We start from the raw sequence: 15,407 nt of genomic DNA on the forward strand, positions 1-15,407 counted from the left end.
TAAGACTAGGAATATCTACCTTCTGAGACGAGGAATCATTCACCCATTCACATTAAGCTGACTTTGCGGTTGCCCTGCGGGTTTGGGTGCAGCGTCAGCGCGGCCCTTCGCCAGCCTGCCTGCCTTCCTCTGTCATCCCGCCGTCAGATAGGACGCGCTATCATACCGGCATGACGATGGTGCGGCAAACCAGGCAGCGTAGTGCGGTGATCGAAGTGCTCCAGACTTCGCGCGATCACCCCGACGCGGCCCAGGTTCATACCCAGGTGCGCGAAAAACTGCCTAGCGTAAGCCTGGGCACGGTCTACCGCACGCTGGACGCTCTGGTGCGTGACGGTGTGGTTATGACCATCGAGCGCACCGGACAGGCCACGCGCTACGACTACAAATGGGCGGACAAACACCACCACCACGCCGTGTGCCGGGCGTGCGGAGCCATCTTCGACGTTCCGGCAGAGGCGCTGCCCCACCCACCCACCGCCGCGCTGCCCGCAGGCTTTCAGGTCACCGACAGCCACCTCGAATTTCTGGGCATCTGCGCCAGGTGCGCCGAAAAAAACAGCGCGTAGCTCCGGCGACTGCTTTAAGGTACGGCGTAGGGAGCGGCCAAATGGCGGCTAAGTGGCTGCCGGGTACCCCGTTCCGGTCAGCGGGAAAAAGCGCCCAGATGACCTCCACTGCCCCCAGTGCCCCCCCTTTAGTTTCTCTCTCCGGTCGGGGGTTCAAACACCTCTTACCTGCCTTTTACCTGCCTGTCCGCCCCCTAACTCCTTACCGGACGGGATAAAGTGCCATTGTGCTGACCTGACCCTGCGGTAAGCTCGGCACGATGAGCGTTCCTGTCTCTCCCCACCCCCCCGAAGCTCGGCCACCTGGTTCTCAGCCACCTGAACCCCAAATCTTTCCGGCTTACCGTATGCAGGAATTTCTTCCGGCCCTGCTGCTGGGCTGGGCGCTGGGCACGGCGCTGGTGTTTCTGGTGCGGTGGCTGGGACAGCACCTGATCACAGAACCTTGCAGCGGCAAGACGCTGGTGGCCCTTTCCATGCCGCTGCTGCTGGGGCCGGGCGGGCTAGCGTTTACGGCGCTCAGCTGGAGGCGGCCCCGCCGAGCAGCGCTGGGGCTAGGGCTGGTCGTGGCTTCCTTTCTGCCGGGGCTGTACGTGGGGGCACGTGACATCGGCCTCTTGAGAACCCAGGGCTGCGCGGGCGGTTACGTGGTGATCGCGGCGCCAGGCACCAAATCCATCGGCACGTTGACCCTGCGGCCCGGCGAAACCAGGCAGCTCACCGGGCGCATCGGCGGCTACCAGCGCCAGAATTATCCGGAAGTGTTTACGCTGAGGGCAGGCAGCCTCGACCCCAGCATTAAGGTGACACTGGGCAAGACCCAGGTTCACGCAGGCGAAAGTTTTCCGATGACGGTCACGGCTGTTCCCGGCGCACCGCTCAATACGTACAAGGTAGGAGTGCAAGGGGTCCAGACGGTAGCCAGCAAGACCTATGAGGCGACCGGGACACTGGAAGTGGATGTCCACTAGGCTGGGTGGGCCACGCGTAGTCGGCGTCTTACTTGCCGCCGGACGCAGCACCCGCATGCGCCACCACACGGGGCAGCTCAAGCAGCTGAGCAGCCTGGGCGGAACACCACTGTGTCGTCACGCGGCTCTGGCCCTGGCTGAAGCGGGTTTCGCCTCGCTGCTGGCCGTTGTTCCAGCAGGCGAACCCGGCGAACAGATTCAGGAGGCCCTGGCCGGTCTGGGCTTCGGATTCGTGGTCAACCCCGACCCAACGCGGGGACTGGCCTCATCGTTCCGGGTGGCGGCGCAGGCCCTGGAACCCCGCATAGACGCGGCGCAGTTCGCGTTGGCTGACATGCCCTTTGTTACGGCGCAGACCCACCGCGCGGTTCTGGAAATTTTTGGGCAAAGCCGCGCTCCGGTGGTTCTGACCCGCTACGGCGAGCAGCCCAGTATGCAGGCCGGGGTGCATGCCCCACCCAACCTGTTCCGGGCCGATCTGCTGCCCGAACTGGCCGCCCTACCCGACCAGGATCAGGGGCCGCGCGAACTGGTTCGGCGCTTTGCCGGGCAACTGCTAGCGGTGCAGCGCCCAGCGCTTGAGCTGACCGACATCGATACCCCACAGCAACTGGCCGCAGCCCAGGCGCTTTAGAGCACTCGGCAAAAAGATGGTGCTCTTTTGACCATCCTTTTGCCGAGTGGAACGAGTGAAAAAAAAGAGCAGGACGTAGCATGAAGGGGGCGGCGATGTTTTTGCGACGTGCTCATCATTCGGGGTAGTTGTCGGTCATAGTTCCAACTTGCCCAGTCGTGTGTACCGTCCGGCACAGGATTATGTTTTTGGCGAAACGGACGCGAATCAAGAGATGAACCAGAAAACCTCGTAAAAGGTAAGACCGGCACCTTTTGCTTTGGAAATCCAATTGAGAAAAATGCGTTCTCAAGGACTTTACGCAAGGATTGTCGGGAATAGTTCCAACCAACTACCTCATTCGGAGAACTGCTCTAATTACGGACTGCCGTCTGTTTTGTTGACCACCCGCAAGGACGCGGGGTTGCCAACTCTTCGCCCGGAACCCCTATAAGTCGGTGCCGGTTGAAATCCGAATGATGAGAGAAGCAGTCTCGTCGGCAACAGCACGAACTTAGTGTTCCTGGCGGTCTATCGCCCCAGAAGATGGGACCAGAAGACGGCATCAATAGCTTCTGGAACGCCAACAGCGTTATTGACTGACCTGGCGCGGCAATTCTACGGGCATAACCGGCAGAGGTTCGCCGAATTTAACATATTTTTGCGCCAGTTCCGGGCGGCCACTCCCACACAGCACCGTGATGCTGGGAGGGCTGCTTGGATCACCGATTTCGGTGAGGGCCAGGCGGCCCGTGTCGTAAGCGCCGAGGTCCACGTACACGTGGCGGCCCAGCCGGGTCGGGGTTCGCACCGGAGTATGCCCGTGCAGGCTGTAGGTTACGCCCCCGGGCAACGGAAACGGCCCCTCGAAGGGACGCAGCCACAGCACCGCCGACATGGGATCGGGATACTGCTGGTGCTTGACCGGGGGCGCGGCGTGCGCGACCAGTACACTGGGTTCGGCGGGGGCCTCGTCGTGAATCTGACCGTCGGCTGTTACGTACACCACCCGCTTAAGATTCCCGAGGTACTCGGTCAGCAGCGGCGGAAACTGTTCCAGGGTCAGGCCGCCCAGTTCCCGCCGAACGGTTTCGCCGCCTGCCCGCATCCAAGACTGGTAGCCCTCCATGGCCCGGCGGTACTCGCCCAGGTCATGGGTGCCGGTGTACTGCCCGTACCAGTAAGGCCCCTCCTGCGCTATGCGCTCGTGGTTGCCCATCAGCAGGGTGGCGCGGCCCTCGTCGCGCAGCCTGAGCAGGTGCCGCACGGTCTCCATGCTCTGTGGGCCACGGTCTATGGCGTCACCCAGGCTCAGAAAATGCGCCTGCGGAAACTGTTCGGTGGCGGCCTGAAGCAAGTCGGCCCGCCCGTGCAAATCCGGAATAACCACCACCTGACGGCTCATTTGCGGCCCGCGTGTGTGGGAAAGCGAAAGAGGAAGGGTGCGCCGCCTGAAATCATGCCGCCAGTCTAGAGACTCAGCTCTGACATGTCTGTCAATTTTAAGCATTTAGACCACTTACGGCATTGGGGGGGCGGGCCGCCCCGAATCCCCGCTTTCGCAGTCCGTAGGAAAACTTGAGTTCAATCCGTTGTGTGCTGGCGCAATCTTGAATCCCTAAAATGCACGCCGTTCGACTTACGGATGAAGACATTCACATCGCGGGCCTTTAAGCTAGGCAGATGACCGAGCTTTCCCTGCCTAACCCGGATCGACGGCGCTTTCTACGTGGGCTGCTGGGCACCGGACTGGCCGCCGGGCTGCTGGGCGGCAGTGGCGTAGCGCAGGGGTTTCAGTTTGGTGTGACGCAGCATACCGCCAGCCTGCCTGGCCTGAAGCGGCCCGTGACGGTGGCGCTGCTGACCGATATGCACTACGGCCTTTACATTCAGGCGGGCAGCGTGCGGCGCTGGGTCGAGGCCACCAATGCCCTGCGCCCCGACCTGATCCTGTTTGGCGGCGATCAGGTCGATAAACGCCTGAACACTCCGTCCGCGCCGCTGCTGTCCGAACTGGCCCGCCTGAAGGCCCCGCTGGGCTGCTTCGGCGTGTGGGGCAACCACGATTACGGCAGTTTTGGCAAGTACGGCGGCAGACAGTACGGCCCGCCCCGCCCCGACTGGGAGGCCCGGCGCGAGCTGCTACGGCAGGAATTCGGGCAGGCCGGAATCCGGATCCTGCGCAACGAGGGCGCGGCAGTGCGTGACGACCTCTATCTGGGCGGCACCGACGATCTGGGGTACGGCACGCCGGATGTGCAGGCGTCGCTGGCCGGAGCGACCACGCACGCCAAGCTGCTGCTGACGCACAACCCCGACCTGATGATCGCCAAACTGCCGCAACCGCCGGGGCAGGTGCCCCCCGGACTGGTGCTGTGCGGCCATACCCACGGCGGTCAGGTGCGGCTGCCGCTGGTCGGAGCACTGACTGTGCCCAGCCAATACGGCCAGCGGTACGCGATGGGCTGGGTCACGGGAGCAGAGGGCACCCCCGCCTACGTGAGCCGGGGCCTGGGCATGAGCGGCCTTCCGCTGCGGAACCTGTGTACGCCGGAAATCGCCTTTTTCACGCTGAATCCGGCCTGAAGGCGGCTTATACGGATTCCGATTGATTCGGTGCAGTTCTGAATCAATCCGAGCGGACGCGAGTAGGAAAAGCATACGGATTTCGCGGTATGGAGCCGCAGGCGGCGCTTTTCCGACTGTGGTGGAATTTAGCGAAATCCGTATTATACAGCCTGCCAGCCGAACCGGGCAGTTTTAGAGCAGTTCTCCGAATGATGGGCACGTCGGAAAACGCCGCCGCCCCCTTCATTCTACGTCCTGCTCTTTCTTGTTCACTCGTTTCACTCGGCAAAAAGAGGGTCAAAAGAGCACCATCTTTTTGCAAAATGCTCTAACAACCCCGAACTGCGCCGGATTGCCCACTCTGCGCCCGGAAACTGTACTACTTGATGACGATCTTTTTGGGGTCGTAGTCGATAGCCGGGTACTGCGGGTTCATGTCCTTCAGGGTGTCCAGAATGATCTGACTGATCACCAGGTCGCGGAACCATTTGTGGTTGGCCGGAATCACGTACCAGGGCGCGGCGTCGGTGCTGGTTGCCTCTATGGCCGCCTGATACGCCGCCGTGAACCCGTCCCAGTGTTCGCGGTCTTTTAGGTCGCCGGGGTTAAATTTCCAATTCTTGTCGGGGTTGTCAAGGCGGTCTTGCAGGCGCCGCTTTTGCTCCTCGGGGCTGATGTGCAGGTAAAACTTGAGAATGCGCGTGCCCGAGTCGGCCAGCAGCTGCTCGAAATGCCGGATGTGTTCCAGGCGGCGGCTGGCGACCTTGTCATCGATCAGGTTATACACGCGCGTGACTAAGACGTCCTCATAGTGGCTGCGGTTGAACACCCCGATCTGCCCCTTTTGCGGCACCTGTGCGTGAATGCGCCACAGAAAGTCGTGGGGCAGTTCCTCGGCGCTGGGCACCTTGAAATTGGCAATGTGCAGGCCGTTCGGGTTGAAGTCCCCCATCACCTTCTTGACCACGCCGTCCTTGCCCGCCGCGTCACGGGCCTGGAGAATAATCAGCAGCGACTGCTTTCCCTCGGCAAAGAGGCGCTCTTGCCAGCCGAACAGGTCGTCGCTGAGCTTGTCGTCCAGTGGCTTGGCATCTTCCTTGTGCAGCCCGCCATCGTCGTTGGGGTTCCAGTTGCTCAGCTTGACTTTTTCGCCGGGGGTCACATGGTACTGATCGGTTTTCATTTGAAGCAGTGTAATTCAGCCCTGCCCCCGCGTGGGGCGGCGCGGCCCGTCTGCCCGGATAAAGAAGCTGACCCCTGACCCAGCTAAGTACACTGCGTTTATCTTGTAGATAAACCGCGCGGAGCGCGTAGCAGAAGAAAGTACGTTGGAGCGGGAATGGAGAGGTTCCGGTGCTCTCCCGGAATCTCGCAATGTTAGGTTCAACGTACTTAACCGCTAACGGCCTAGGTTCAGATGGGCCCAGGGTCAGACTGGCTTGGCCAGCACACTGTCTCCGGCACGCAAACTGGTCTGCATAATCAGGTCGGCAGACACCAGCAGCTGGGTGCCCAGGCCCGCCCCCTCACGCACCGGAAACGTGTAGGTCTGCCCCGCCTCGTCCCGAACAGCCAGCTGCCTGAAGGGACGCCCCAGATCATCTTTCCACCGCCGGAAAATATGGTCATCGACCAGCACCACGCCCCGAACCTCGCGGGCCACGCCAACCATCAAGCGGGCCACGCGCGATTTGCGCGGCTTGAGCAGACCCAGCCGCAGCAACTGCGAAATCAGCAGCCGCCCCCCCGGTTCAGCGGCGACCTCGGCCAGCGGCACCTGAGACTCGATCCGGCGCAGCAGCTTCTGCTCATCGGCAGTCCAGTCCAGCGCCGCGACCCGTTCGGCAGAAGTCAACCGCGCCGGACCCTCGAAAGGCACGGCCAGCAAGGGAAGCTGAGCCGAGGCCGCCAGAACAGCTTCGTCTAGGGTGGTGTCTAGTTGCGGGTCGTGATGCCGCTGACCTTCATCAAATTGAAACCGCCCCCGCGACTCTTGCATAAGGGTCACCAGTGCGCCGATGCCCTCGATATGCCCCAGTTGCAAGTGTCTGACCCGGCCATCCTCCAGCCAGCAATGAAAGTTTTCGCGGTCACGGATGATGTGCAGTGCGCCCGTCTTGCCACCGTCGGCGAGCATACGCAGCAACTGGAGAAAATCAAAACTGTCGAGGTCAGCGGTATTGGTCATAGGTTCTCTTTTTGAATCGGGTCAAATCGGGTCCGGGGGTCACACGGACTTTACGGAGAGTGTTTGTTGCGGCGCGTGCCTCTGGCCTTCGGTCTACACCCAGCCATTTCTTAGGGCAGTTCTCCGAATGATGGGCACGTTGGAACAACACCGCCGCCCCCTTCATTCTACGTCCTGCCCTTTCTTGTTCACTCGTTCCACTCGGCAAAAAGATGGTTAAAAGAGCACCACCCTTTTGCAAAATGCTCTAAATGCTGTAAGAAATTCCTCATCTTCCCAGTACAGCCCCCTCAGCCCCGGAGCAGATGAGCGAAATCGGCACTTTCCAGCGGGGGCAAATCGGCCAGGGAACGCAGCCCGAATTCCAGCAGAAACTTGTCGGTCGTGCCGTACAGCAGCGGCTGGCCCACGGCGTCACTGCGCCCAATGACCTTGACCAGCTCGCGCTCTTGCAGGGTAATTACCGTGCTGGCACTCGCGCCGCGCATGGCCTCGATTTCGGCCCGCGTGACCGGCTGGCGGTAGGCGATGACCGCCAGGACTTCCAGCGCCGCCGCACTCAGGGCTGGCAGGGGCGGCGGGGACAGAACCGGAGCAAGGTAAGGCACCGTCAGCGGGGGAACCACCAGCCGGTAGCCCCCAGCAACGGCCTCGAGCACAAAGCCGAGCTGCGCCGTTTCCAGCTGCTGCCCGAAGCCCGCGATCAGCCCGAGGGCCGTTTTCTCCCCGACCTTCAGAATGCTGGCGAGTTCGCTGAGCCGCACCGGACGCCCCGCCGCCAGCAACGTCGCGCCGATCAGGGCCTGGGCCGCCGGAAGCTGCTCATCAGGCACAGTCAGGTCTCCTCGCCCGCTTCTGGGCTGGCCGACTGGCTCACGAAGGAGCCTCCACGCGGACGCCTGCCCGGCCCAGCACCGCCGCAAGGTCGCCCGCTGCCAGAGCACCGACGCGCAGCACCTGCGCTGGTTCGCCGCTGCGGGCAGGCAAACGCACGACGGTACTCGCCTGACCCCCCGCGCGGCCTGGTGGCTGACCGAGCAGAAGATCGGCCAGCGCGTACCTCCTGGCCTCTTTAAAAGTAAGCGCAGCGGGCTGCCCGGTTGGGTTGAGGCTGGTGGTCGCCAGATACCCGGCGGCGCTCAGGAGGTGCTGGGCTACAGCATGATCGGGAAGTCGTAGCCCCACCCAGCCGCCGGGGGCCAACGCCGCCGGACAGCGGGCCGAGGCGCGGGTCACCACAGTCAGCGGGCCGGGCCACAACGGCAACAGCAGTTCCAGCAGTGGGCTGGCCTCCGCCAGTGCCAGGGCTGTCTGGTGGTCGGCGCAGGAAACCTGCAAAGGCTTGTTGGCCTCCCGGCCTTTGCGCCGCCACAACTGCTCCAGGTGCTCTGGCGCAGCTGCCAGCCCCCACACCGTTTCGGTGGGGTAGCCGACCACGTTTCCGGCGCGGAGCTGCTGCACCGCCATTTCGATTACTGTTTTCTGCGACACTTTTTTGCCCCCTGGCCGCTTGTAAGGGCGGCGCAAGATAGCTGCGACTATACTCTGGGTTATGCCGGTCTACGAATACCGCGTCCGGGACCGTGGTGGTAAGGTCCTGACCTCAACAATGGAAGCAGAGTCGCCCGCCCAGGTTCGCGACGCCCTGAGAGCCAAGAATCTGACAATTGTCGAGATCAAGCCTCCCAAGACAGGCATGAACGCCGATATCAAAATTCCGGGCCTGACCGATCGCCCGCCGAATATGAAAGAAGTGGCGATCTTTAGTAAGCAGCTCGCCACCCTGATCAATGCCGGGGTGCCCATTGTGCAGTCGCTGACCATATTGCAAAAGCAGATGGAGAGCAAGGCGTTTCAGGGCATCCTCCGTGACATTCGCGGTCAGGTCGAAGGGGGAACTCCGCTCAGCGATACGCTGGCGCAGCACCCCAAAGTTTTTGATCGCCTGTTCATCAACCTCGTTCGCGCCGGGGAAACCAGCGGAACACTCGATTCTGTGCTGGAACGTATTGCCGACTTTCAGGAAAAACAGCTGGCCCTGAACGGCAAGATCAAGAGCGCCCTGACCTATCCAGCCATCGTTTTGGTGTTTGCCATCATCATCACCTATGGCCTGATCGCCTTCGTGGTCCCGACGTTCGCCTCGATGCTCGACTCTGTGCAGGGTAAGTTGCCCGTTATTACACAGATGGTCATGGCCCTGTCATATTTTCTACGGCACGCCCTATTAGGAATCATAGTTGCTACTATTGCGCTGATTTTTGCCTACCGCTGGTATTACCGCACCCCAGTGGGCCGCCGTATGGTCGATGCCCTCAAGCTGCGTGTTCCTCTGTTCGGGCCGCTTATCAAGAAAACTTCGGTGGCGTCGTTTGCCCGTACTTTTGGCCTATTGATCAACAGCGGCGTCAATATTATCGAAAGCCTGGAAATTACCAAGGGCACCGCCAACAATGCCATCGTTGAAGAAACCATCGAAAATGCCAAGAACGTGGTCATGGTTGGTGAACAGATGAGTTCAAGCCTGGCGACCAGTCCTGTCTTTCCGCCTATGGTGGTCAGTATGGTCGCTATCGGTGAAGAAACGGGTTCGCTCGACACGATGCTTGGTAAGGTCGCCGACTTTTATGACCGCGAAGTCGATGAAGCCGTCGAAGGCCTCACGGCGGCTATCGAACCTATCATGATCGTCCTGCTTGGGGGCGTTGTCCTGGTCATCATTCTGGCCATGTTCCTTCCTATGATCTCGCTGATGAATACCCTGATGAAGTAAGCGCCTGAAACCACCCACCCCATTGCTCCAGACGGTTGTGGTCTGGAGCAATGCTCATTTTTCGGGTGCAACGTCATGCGCGGGCCTATACTCGGGGGCGTGTCCGTTTTGCCGCTTTTAGCTGCCGCCGCTTTTGCTCTGGCCGATCCCGCCGGAGATGCTCACGGTGATGGCAGCTACGTTCTCCCGACGCACCCCACCGTTAATGCCGACGCCCTGGACCTGCGTGAGTTCGGCGCACAGGACGCGGGCGACAAGATGCGCTTTACGGTTGGCTTCGGCGCGGTCAGTAACCCCTGGCACCTGAGTTCCGGGTATTCGGACGGAGTAACCGACATTTTTGTCAAAACGGGCCTGGGCGGCTCCTATGACCTGACCGGGCTGAATCTGCGTACAGCGGGCGCGGGCGGCTGGGAATACCACCTGCGGGTCAGCGGGGCAGGGGCCCAGTTGGAGCAGTTCGTCGAGAACGGGACTGCGCCCGCCGCCCTGCCCACGCCACAGGTCACGCGGCAAGGCACCACTCTGGTGATCGACTCGGCCATCCCGGCTGGGCAGTACGGCTACTGGGTGACCAGCAGCGTCTACACACCCCTGAGTGCCGATGGACTGCTTCAGCCGACCACCCAGGCCGGGCCGGGCAACCTGCAAGCAGCCAGGGCGGGTGCGCCGGTTCCAGTGGACGTGCTTGCCCCCGCTTCTGACTACTCGGCCTATCAGACGCATGAACTGGCCCCCGCCGGGCAAAGCCGTGACCTGCGCGTGTGGTCTCTGGGCGCTCTAGGAGGAGCTGGGCTGCTGCTTACGCTGCTGGCGACGTGGCAACTGCGGCGCACAGGGCGCTTCCATTGACGCGGGTGCCCCGGTCAGCCACCCGCCCCAGCGTTCCGGCTCCGCTGCTGATTCTGACCGCAGCCATTCTGTGGGGCCTGCTGGGCATCCTGGGAAAAAAGGCGCAGGCGGCGGGCGTGGCCCCACTGGAAGTCGCCTTCTGGCGGGCTATTCTGGCAGGAGGGCTGTACGCGGTTCATAGCGCCGTGATTCGCGCTCCACTTCCAAGAGGCCGCGACCTGCTGGTCACCGCGTGTTTCGGCATTGCTGGGGTCAGCGTTTTTTACGGTTCGTACCAGCTGGCCGTGCGTGCAGGTGGGGCCAGTCTAGCCAGTGTGCTGCTGTACACCGCGCCCGCCTTCGTGGCCCTGATGGGCTGGGCGTTCCTACGCGAAAAGTTGGGCCAGCGCGAGATTCTGGCGGTGCTAGGCACGCTAGGGGGCATTGCCCTAATCAGTCTGGGGGGCGGCAAGGGCATCAACGCGACGCCCGCAGCGCTGGCCTGGGGACTGGTCGCCGGATTCACCTACAGCCTGTATTACCTGTACGGCAAGGCTTTTTTTGACCGTTACACGCCTGCCGCGCTGCTGGCGGTGGCCCTGCCAGTCGGCGCAGTGGCGCTGCTGCCCTTCGTGCATTTCAGTGCCAAAACTGCCGGAGCCTGGCAAAGTCTTGGGGCCATCGCTGTCTTCTCGACCTACCTGGCCTACTTGGCCTACAGTGCTGGCCTTAGGTCTCTCCCCGCGACCCAGGCCAGCGTGATCGCCAGCCTGGAGCCGGTGGTCGCTGCGGGCCTCGCCGCCGCGCTGTTTCACGAACAGCTCTCCGCGCTGGGACTGCTCGGGGCCGCGCTCATGCTCAGCGTGGGCAAGAAAAAAGAGGCGCACCCGGCGGTCGAGTAGGCAAAAGCCATGCGAACGGGCTTTTACCTCAATGACTTTCAGACCCGGCCCAGAATGAATAACGCTTACCGGAGGTCTAGGGGCTGTAAAGCGGAACGCGGACGCGGCTGATCAGGACTTCAGGGCCTGGTAGCCGGTTGCAAATCGAAGTCCCATTCGAACGAGCGGCCCCACGGTAAAGTCGCGTTGGCAAGCGTGTAGAGGTTGCCCATCTGCACTGGCATGTTATGAATGAGGTCGTTGAGGGTCTGCTGAGCGGCGGGCGTATTCATTTCCTTTTCGGGAACGGCCTTACGCAGCGCCGCCCGCAGCTGGCCGCTGAAAATCACGTCGTTGGTGTATTCGCGGGCCAGCAATGCGTCCTGACGCGGGGCGTTCACACCGTTGAGAAACACTTTGGCGTGGGCCAGCGCCGTCCCCAGGTTGTTGCCGGGCGTGCCCCAGGCCGCCAGCGCCGCCAGATTCTTGTTGCGCTGCAAGGTGGTCATGTCCTTCCACAGCTTGGGATTGCCTAGATTGACCTGCGCCACGTCGGCCACGGCCACCTGCCCCTTACGTAGCAGCGCACTGATCCGCAGTGCCGCCTGGCGCGGGTCGCCGCCGTTGAACACGTACAGCGTCAGGTCGGGCTTAGGGTCTTCGCTCACGCTGAAGCCGCTGGCCTGCGCGTGGTTTACGGCGCTTTGGGTCAGGGGAATGCCCTCGTACTTCATCACGGCCCGAGCGGCCTCGGGGTCGCTGTATTCCACACGCGCCGACCTGGTCTCCGGGGCAATAGCGCGGGCGACCAGCATGCTCAGCACTTCGTCGGCTCCGGGATAGATGTGGACATTCTCGGGCGCTGTTCTGGCCAGTGCCGCGCCTTCTTGTGGGGCGGGGCTGCCGGGCAGGGCGTCGTCCCAGGTAACGTGCAGTTCCCTGAACACGCCCTCGGCGGCCCAGGCGATCATCTGGCGTACCACCTCCAGATTGCGGGGGCGGTCGGTCGCGTCGGGCTGGCGCGGCAGCGTGATGAAAGCGTAGATTGGCTGCCCGGTGCGCTGGCCCCAGTCGCGCAGGGGTTGCAGGTTGCTCACGGCGCTCGCCGCGTCTAATGGACTGTTGCGTGACTGAACAAGGCCGCCGTAAGCCAGCGCATCCAGCGACACAATCAGCGGCCTGTCGGCAGGCTGGGCCGCGATCCAGGCGGCCAGCGCCTGCGGATCGGCTCCGGTTTTGGCGTTGCCCAGCAGGGTCGCCGGGGGCACGCTGGGGGCCGCACCTGGGGGCAGACCAGCGATCAGCGCCGGAAGTACGCGGGTCGCCGGGCGCGAATCGAGCGGTAGCAGCGTCTGGGCCTGCGCGGAACCCAGCAGAACAAGGGAGAGCAAAAGGGCGGCACGGAGCATCCCCCCGAGACTAGCGACTGGCCATGAGGATTTGAGAACAAGTTGACCGGCGCAACTGTGGCCGGGCAATAGCGAGGCAATCCACCCCCGCGCCGCACCTCCCGGCGTACCCTGAACACCATGCGAGGGCACCTTGAAACCGATTGACCTGTGGCTGCTGGCCTGGCGCGGCCTAACCCGCCGCCCGGTTCGCACGCTGCTGACCACTCTAGGCATTACCGTAGCTGTCGCCAGCATGGTCATTTTTCTGTCGCTGGGGGAGGGCATCCGCAAGGTGTTCACCGACCAGATGAGCGGTATCGGGCCGGATATTCAGGTCAGTCTGAGTGGGCTGTCACAGGGCATCTCGGTTCAGCCCAACGTGCCGGAAAGTCTGGTGGACGATCTTCAGAAACTGGCACCCACACTGAACATCCAGTCGGTGACGCCCGTGTACATGTCGCTGCGCGGCAGCCTCGACCCCAGCCAGAACACCATCTTGTATGGGATTCCGGCGGCCACGGGAATTCAGGCCATCTTTCCGAACATCCGGGCGGCGCAGGGCCGCGTCCTTTCTCCTGGCGACGAGCAGCAGCCGGTCGCCGTGGTCGGGGCCAAAGCCGCCGACAACATGCACCTCACGCTGGGCAGCAAACTGAACCTCAACCGCCGCGAAAGTGTGAAGGTGGTGGGTGTGCTGGCCGACGATTCGGGGCTGGTCGACAACATGATCTTTTTGCCCCTGAAGACCATTCAGCGGGCCGAGGCCGCGCAGGGACGGCTTTCAATGGTGGCGGTCAAGCTGAACGACGCGCATGAGGCCCGCAGCGTGGCCGACACCATTTCTAAACGCCTGAACGTGGAAGCCCAGACCCAGGGCGATTTCCTGAGCTTTCTGGACAAGACCATGAAAATCAGCGACGCGGTGCGCTTCGGCATTTCGCTGATTTCGCTGATCGTGGGCGGGCTGGCCGTCGCCAACACCGTCATGATGGGCGTATTCGAGCGTACCCGCGAGTTCGGCACGTTGCGGGCGATGGGGGCGCGGCCCGCTTTCGTGCAGGCGCTGGTGCTCAGCGAGTCGCTGCTGCTGTCGCTGGTCGGCGGGGTCGGGGGCGTGGTGCTGGGGCTGGTCGGCATCTGGGGCGTGAACGCGTATACCCGCAATCTGGCCGACATCGACGCAGCGGCCCTTACACCCCGGCTGGTGCTGCTGGCGCTGGGCATCAGCCTGCTGCTGGGGCTGCTCTCGGGACTGCTGCCTGCCCGCCACGCCAGCCGCATGGCCGTTACCGAAGCGCTGGGACGGGTATGAATAGTGCAGATATGACTGCGCCGGGTATAACTGGGCCGACCATCCTGCGAACCGAAGGGCTGACCCGCGTGTACCCCAGCGGCGAGGAACAGGTCACGGCGCTGCGGCCACTCACGCACATTTTTCCGGTGGGATTAACGGCGGTGGTGGGGCCGTCGGGCAGCGGCAAAAGCACCCTGCTGAACCTGCTGGCGGGCTTCGATACGCCCAGCGGGGGCCGGGTGCTGGCTGGCGACACCGACCTGAGCCACCTTTCGGAGGCGCAGCGGGCCGATTTCCGGCTGGCGCATTACGGGTTCGTGTTTCAGAACCACAATCTCGTCAGCATTCTGACCGCGCAGGAAAACGTAGAGTTTCCACTGACGCTCGCCGGAGTCTCGCCCCGTGAGCGCCGGAACCGCGCCTATGCCCTGCTGGCTGAGGTCGGGCTGGAACGCCGCGCCGGGCACCTGCCGCATCAGCTTTCCGGCGGCGAAGCGCAGCGGGTGGCCCTGGCCCGCGCCCTAGTGAATAACCCCAGTATCGTGCTGGCCGACGAACCGACAGGCAACCTCGACAGCCACACGGGTGAGCGGGTGCTGGACCTCCTGACGGCACCCGCCGCGCAGGGCCGCACCACCATTCTGATTACCCATGACCGCGACGTGGCAGCGCGGGCCAACCATGTGCTGCACGTCCGGGACGGCCTGGTGAGCGCAGAGGGTTAAAGAGGCCCTTCCTTACAAGTCCGCCTGGGTTGAACGGTTTGCAAATTGTTCAACCCAAGTCTGTATTACTTACTATTTGACTTTGACCTGGTCGTCGCGCAGCAGGAAGGTGCGGCCCTGGGCGTCACGCAGGCCCAGCACCACCTGCACGCCGTCACCGCTCTGCAAACCCTCGGCGGGGCCACGGCCTACCGCGAAGGCGCAACTCGCGCCGCACTTCCACTGCGAGGTTTTATCGACCGCCGTACTCCAGACACCGTCACTGGTCACGACGTACAGGTTGGTAACGTTCAGGCCAGGCAGGGCACTTTTGGGCGTCTGCACCTTGACCCGCACACTGAACACGTTGCCGCTGAGGGTCGGCGCAGCCTGGGCCGTCAGCACCTTGCCCGTTACGTTAAGGGACGTGGGGGCGTCGAGCAGCTCTCCCGCCGTAGGAGCCGGACTCAATGACCCACACGCCGCCAGTAGAAGCGGCAGAGCAGGGATGAGCAGGCGTTTCATGCCTCTATTCTACTCTGTTGAGGAGCGGCTGTGCTCCATCAAAAGGTGGAGATACTAGGGGCCACCGACCAGAGCCAAACAGGTCGGCGGCGCGGTCAG

16 protein-coding genes are annotated in these 15,407 nt (G+C 62.8%); 9 read left to right on the top strand and 7 right to left on the bottom strand.

All coding sequences use genetic code 11. The features are described 5' to 3' along the window. The first annotated feature begins 170 nt into the window (after positions 1-170). The 3 genes from QZ269_RS05320 (at position 171) to QZ269_RS05330 (ending at position 2,174) form a co-directional block, all read left to right on the top strand. Positions 171-569, top strand: coding sequence for a Fur family transcriptional regulator (locus QZ269_RS05320; protein ID WP_291425050.1), 399 nt, complete (start codon positions 171-173; stop codon positions 567-569). A gap of 347 nt (positions 570-916) precedes the next feature. Continuing rightward, complete coding sequence (locus QZ269_RS05325; RefSeq protein ID WP_291425052.1) at positions 917-1,540, top strand: hypothetical protein; 624 nt, start codon at positions 917-919, stop codon at positions 1,538-1,540. After that, on the top strand, positions 1,530-2,174 hold the full coding sequence (locus QZ269_RS05330; RefSeq protein WP_291425053.1) for a nucleotidyltransferase family protein: 645 nt from the start codon (positions 1,530-1,532) through the stop codon (positions 2,172-2,174). The genes QZ269_RS05325 and QZ269_RS05330 overlap by 11 nt, the downstream gene beginning before the upstream one ends. Positions 2,175-2,745: 571 nt before the next feature. On the opposite strand, the gene QZ269_RS05335 is transcribed toward QZ269_RS05330, so the two are convergent. After that, a complete protein-coding gene (locus QZ269_RS05335; RefSeq protein ID WP_291425055.1) occupies positions 2,746-3,558 on the bottom strand; it encodes a metallophosphoesterase in 813 nt (270 codons plus the stop codon). Between the two features lie 278 nt (positions 3,559-3,836). Here QZ269_RS05335 and QZ269_RS05340 point away from each other — a divergent pair, with 278 nt between their 5' ends. Next, on the top strand, positions 3,837-4,739 hold the full coding sequence (locus tag QZ269_RS05340; RefSeq protein ID WP_291425057.1) for a metallophosphoesterase: 903 nt from the start codon (positions 3,837-3,839) through the stop codon (positions 4,737-4,739). Between the two features lie 361 nt (positions 4,740-5,100). Here the strand turns inward: QZ269_RS05340 and QZ269_RS05345 are convergent, their stop codons facing one another. The 4 genes from QZ269_RS05345 to QZ269_RS05360 form a co-directional block, all read right to left on the bottom strand. Then, complete coding sequence (locus QZ269_RS05345; RefSeq protein WP_291425059.1) at positions 5,101-5,904, bottom strand: polyphosphate kinase 2 family protein; 804 nt, start codon at positions 5,902-5,904, stop codon at positions 5,101-5,103. 246 nt (positions 5,905-6,150) lie between these two features. Further along, a complete protein-coding gene (locus QZ269_RS05350) occupies positions 6,151-6,909 on the bottom strand; it encodes a DUF4388 domain-containing protein (RefSeq protein ID WP_291425061.1) in 759 nt (252 codons plus the stop codon). 290 nt (positions 6,910-7,199) lie between these two features. Continuing rightward, positions 7,200-7,742: an SMC-Scp complex subunit ScpB gene (scpB, locus tag QZ269_RS05355; protein WP_291425063.1), complete on the bottom strand. Its 543-nt coding sequence runs from the start codon at positions 7,740-7,742 to the stop codon at positions 7,200-7,202. A gap of 40 nt (positions 7,743-7,782) precedes the next feature. Further along, positions 7,783-8,400 (bottom strand): Sua5/YciO/YrdC/YwlC family protein, encoded by a 618-nt coding sequence (locus QZ269_RS05360; protein WP_291425065.1) that lies wholly within the window; start codon positions 8,398-8,400, stop codon positions 7,783-7,785. Between the two features lie 61 nt (positions 8,401-8,461). Here QZ269_RS05360 and QZ269_RS05365 point away from each other — a divergent pair, with 61 nt between their 5' ends. The 3 genes from QZ269_RS05365 to QZ269_RS05375 all read left to right on the top strand — a co-directional run bounded on the left by QZ269_RS05365 (position 8,462) and on the right by QZ269_RS05375 (position 11,415). After that, a complete protein-coding gene (locus QZ269_RS05365; RefSeq protein ID WP_291425067.1) occupies positions 8,462-9,682 on the top strand; it encodes a type II secretion system F family protein in 1,221 nt (406 codons plus the stop codon). Between the two features lie 99 nt (positions 9,683-9,781). Continuing rightward, positions 9,782-10,534, top strand: a complete 753-nt coding sequence (locus tag QZ269_RS05370) for a glucodextranase DOMON-like domain-containing protein (RefSeq protein WP_291425069.1) — start codon at positions 9,782-9,784, stop codon at positions 10,532-10,534. 5 nt (positions 10,535-10,539) lie between these two features. Next, on the top strand, positions 10,540-11,415 hold the full coding sequence (locus QZ269_RS05375; RefSeq protein ID WP_291425138.1) for an EamA family transporter: 876 nt from the start codon (positions 10,540-10,542) through the stop codon (positions 11,413-11,415). Between the two features lie 119 nt (positions 11,416-11,534). Here QZ269_RS05375 and QZ269_RS05380 read toward each other — a convergent pair whose 3' ends face one another. After that, positions 11,535-12,803: a DUF4127 family protein gene (locus tag QZ269_RS05380; protein WP_291425071.1), complete on the bottom strand. Its 1,269-nt coding sequence runs from the start codon at positions 12,801-12,803 to the stop codon at positions 11,535-11,537. A gap of 133 nt (positions 12,804-12,936) precedes the next feature. Between QZ269_RS05380 and QZ269_RS05385 the strand changes: the two genes are divergently transcribed. Then, positions 12,937-14,097 (top strand): ABC transporter permease, encoded by a 1,161-nt coding sequence (locus QZ269_RS05385; RefSeq protein ID WP_291425073.1) that lies wholly within the window; start codon positions 12,937-12,939, stop codon positions 14,095-14,097. Beyond that, the gene (locus QZ269_RS05390) at positions 14,094-14,804 is read left to right on the top strand and encodes an ABC transporter ATP-binding protein (protein WP_291425075.1); all 711 of its coding nucleotides are present in this window, start codon (positions 14,094-14,096) and stop codon (positions 14,802-14,804) included. Before QZ269_RS05385 ends, QZ269_RS05390 begins: the two co-directional genes overlap by 4 nt. Before the next feature lie 72 nt (positions 14,805-14,876). Here the strand turns inward: QZ269_RS05390 and QZ269_RS05395 are convergent, their stop codons facing one another. Further along, positions 14,877-15,308, bottom strand: coding sequence for a hypothetical protein (locus QZ269_RS05395; protein WP_291425078.1), 432 nt, complete (start codon positions 15,306-15,308; stop codon positions 14,877-14,879). Positions 15,309-15,407: the final 99 nt, after the last annotated feature.

The organism is Deinococcus sp., from assembly GCF_018260405.1.
Classification (GTDB): domain Bacteria; phylum Deinococcota; class Deinococci; order Deinococcales; family Deinococcaceae; genus Deinococcus.

Coding starts and splice junctions, on each gene's coding strand:
- QZ269_RS05330 (WP_291425053.1), top strand. CDS start 1,530: ATGTCCACTAGGCTGGGTGGGCCACGCGTAGTCGGCGTCTTACTTGCC.
- QZ269_RS05345 (WP_291425059.1), bottom strand. CDS start 5,904: ATGAAAACCGATCAGTACCATGTGACCCCCGGCGAAAAAGTCAAGCTG.
- QZ269_RS05380 (WP_291425071.1), bottom strand. CDS start 12,803: ATGCTCCGTGCCGCCCTTTTGCTCTCCCTTGTTCTGCTGGGTTCCGCG.
- QZ269_RS05365 (WP_291425067.1), top strand. CDS start 8,462: ATGCCGGTCTACGAATACCGCGTCCGGGACCGTGGTGGTAAGGTCCTG.
- QZ269_RS05320 (WP_291425050.1), top strand. CDS start 171: ATGACGATGGTGCGGCAAACCAGGCAGCGTAGTGCGGTGATCGAAGTG.
- QZ269_RS05390 (WP_291425075.1), top strand. CDS start 14,094: ATGAATAGTGCAGATATGACTGCGCCGGGTATAACTGGGCCGACCATC.
- QZ269_RS05395 (WP_291425078.1), bottom strand. CDS start 15,308: ATGAAACGCCTGCTCATCCCTGCTCTGCCGCTTCTACTGGCGGCGTGT.
- QZ269_RS05325 (WP_291425052.1), top strand. CDS start 917: ATGCAGGAATTTCTTCCGGCCCTGCTGCTGGGCTGGGCGCTGGGCACG.
- QZ269_RS05335 (WP_291425055.1), bottom strand. CDS start 3,558: ATGAGCCGTCAGGTGGTGGTTATTCCGGATTTGCACGGGCGGGCCGAC.
- QZ269_RS05340 (WP_291425057.1), top strand. CDS start 3,837: ATGACCGAGCTTTCCCTGCCTAACCCGGATCGACGGCGCTTTCTACGT.
- QZ269_RS05350 (WP_291425061.1), bottom strand. CDS start 6,909: ATGACCAATACCGCTGACCTCGACAGTTTTGATTTTCTCCAGTTGCTG.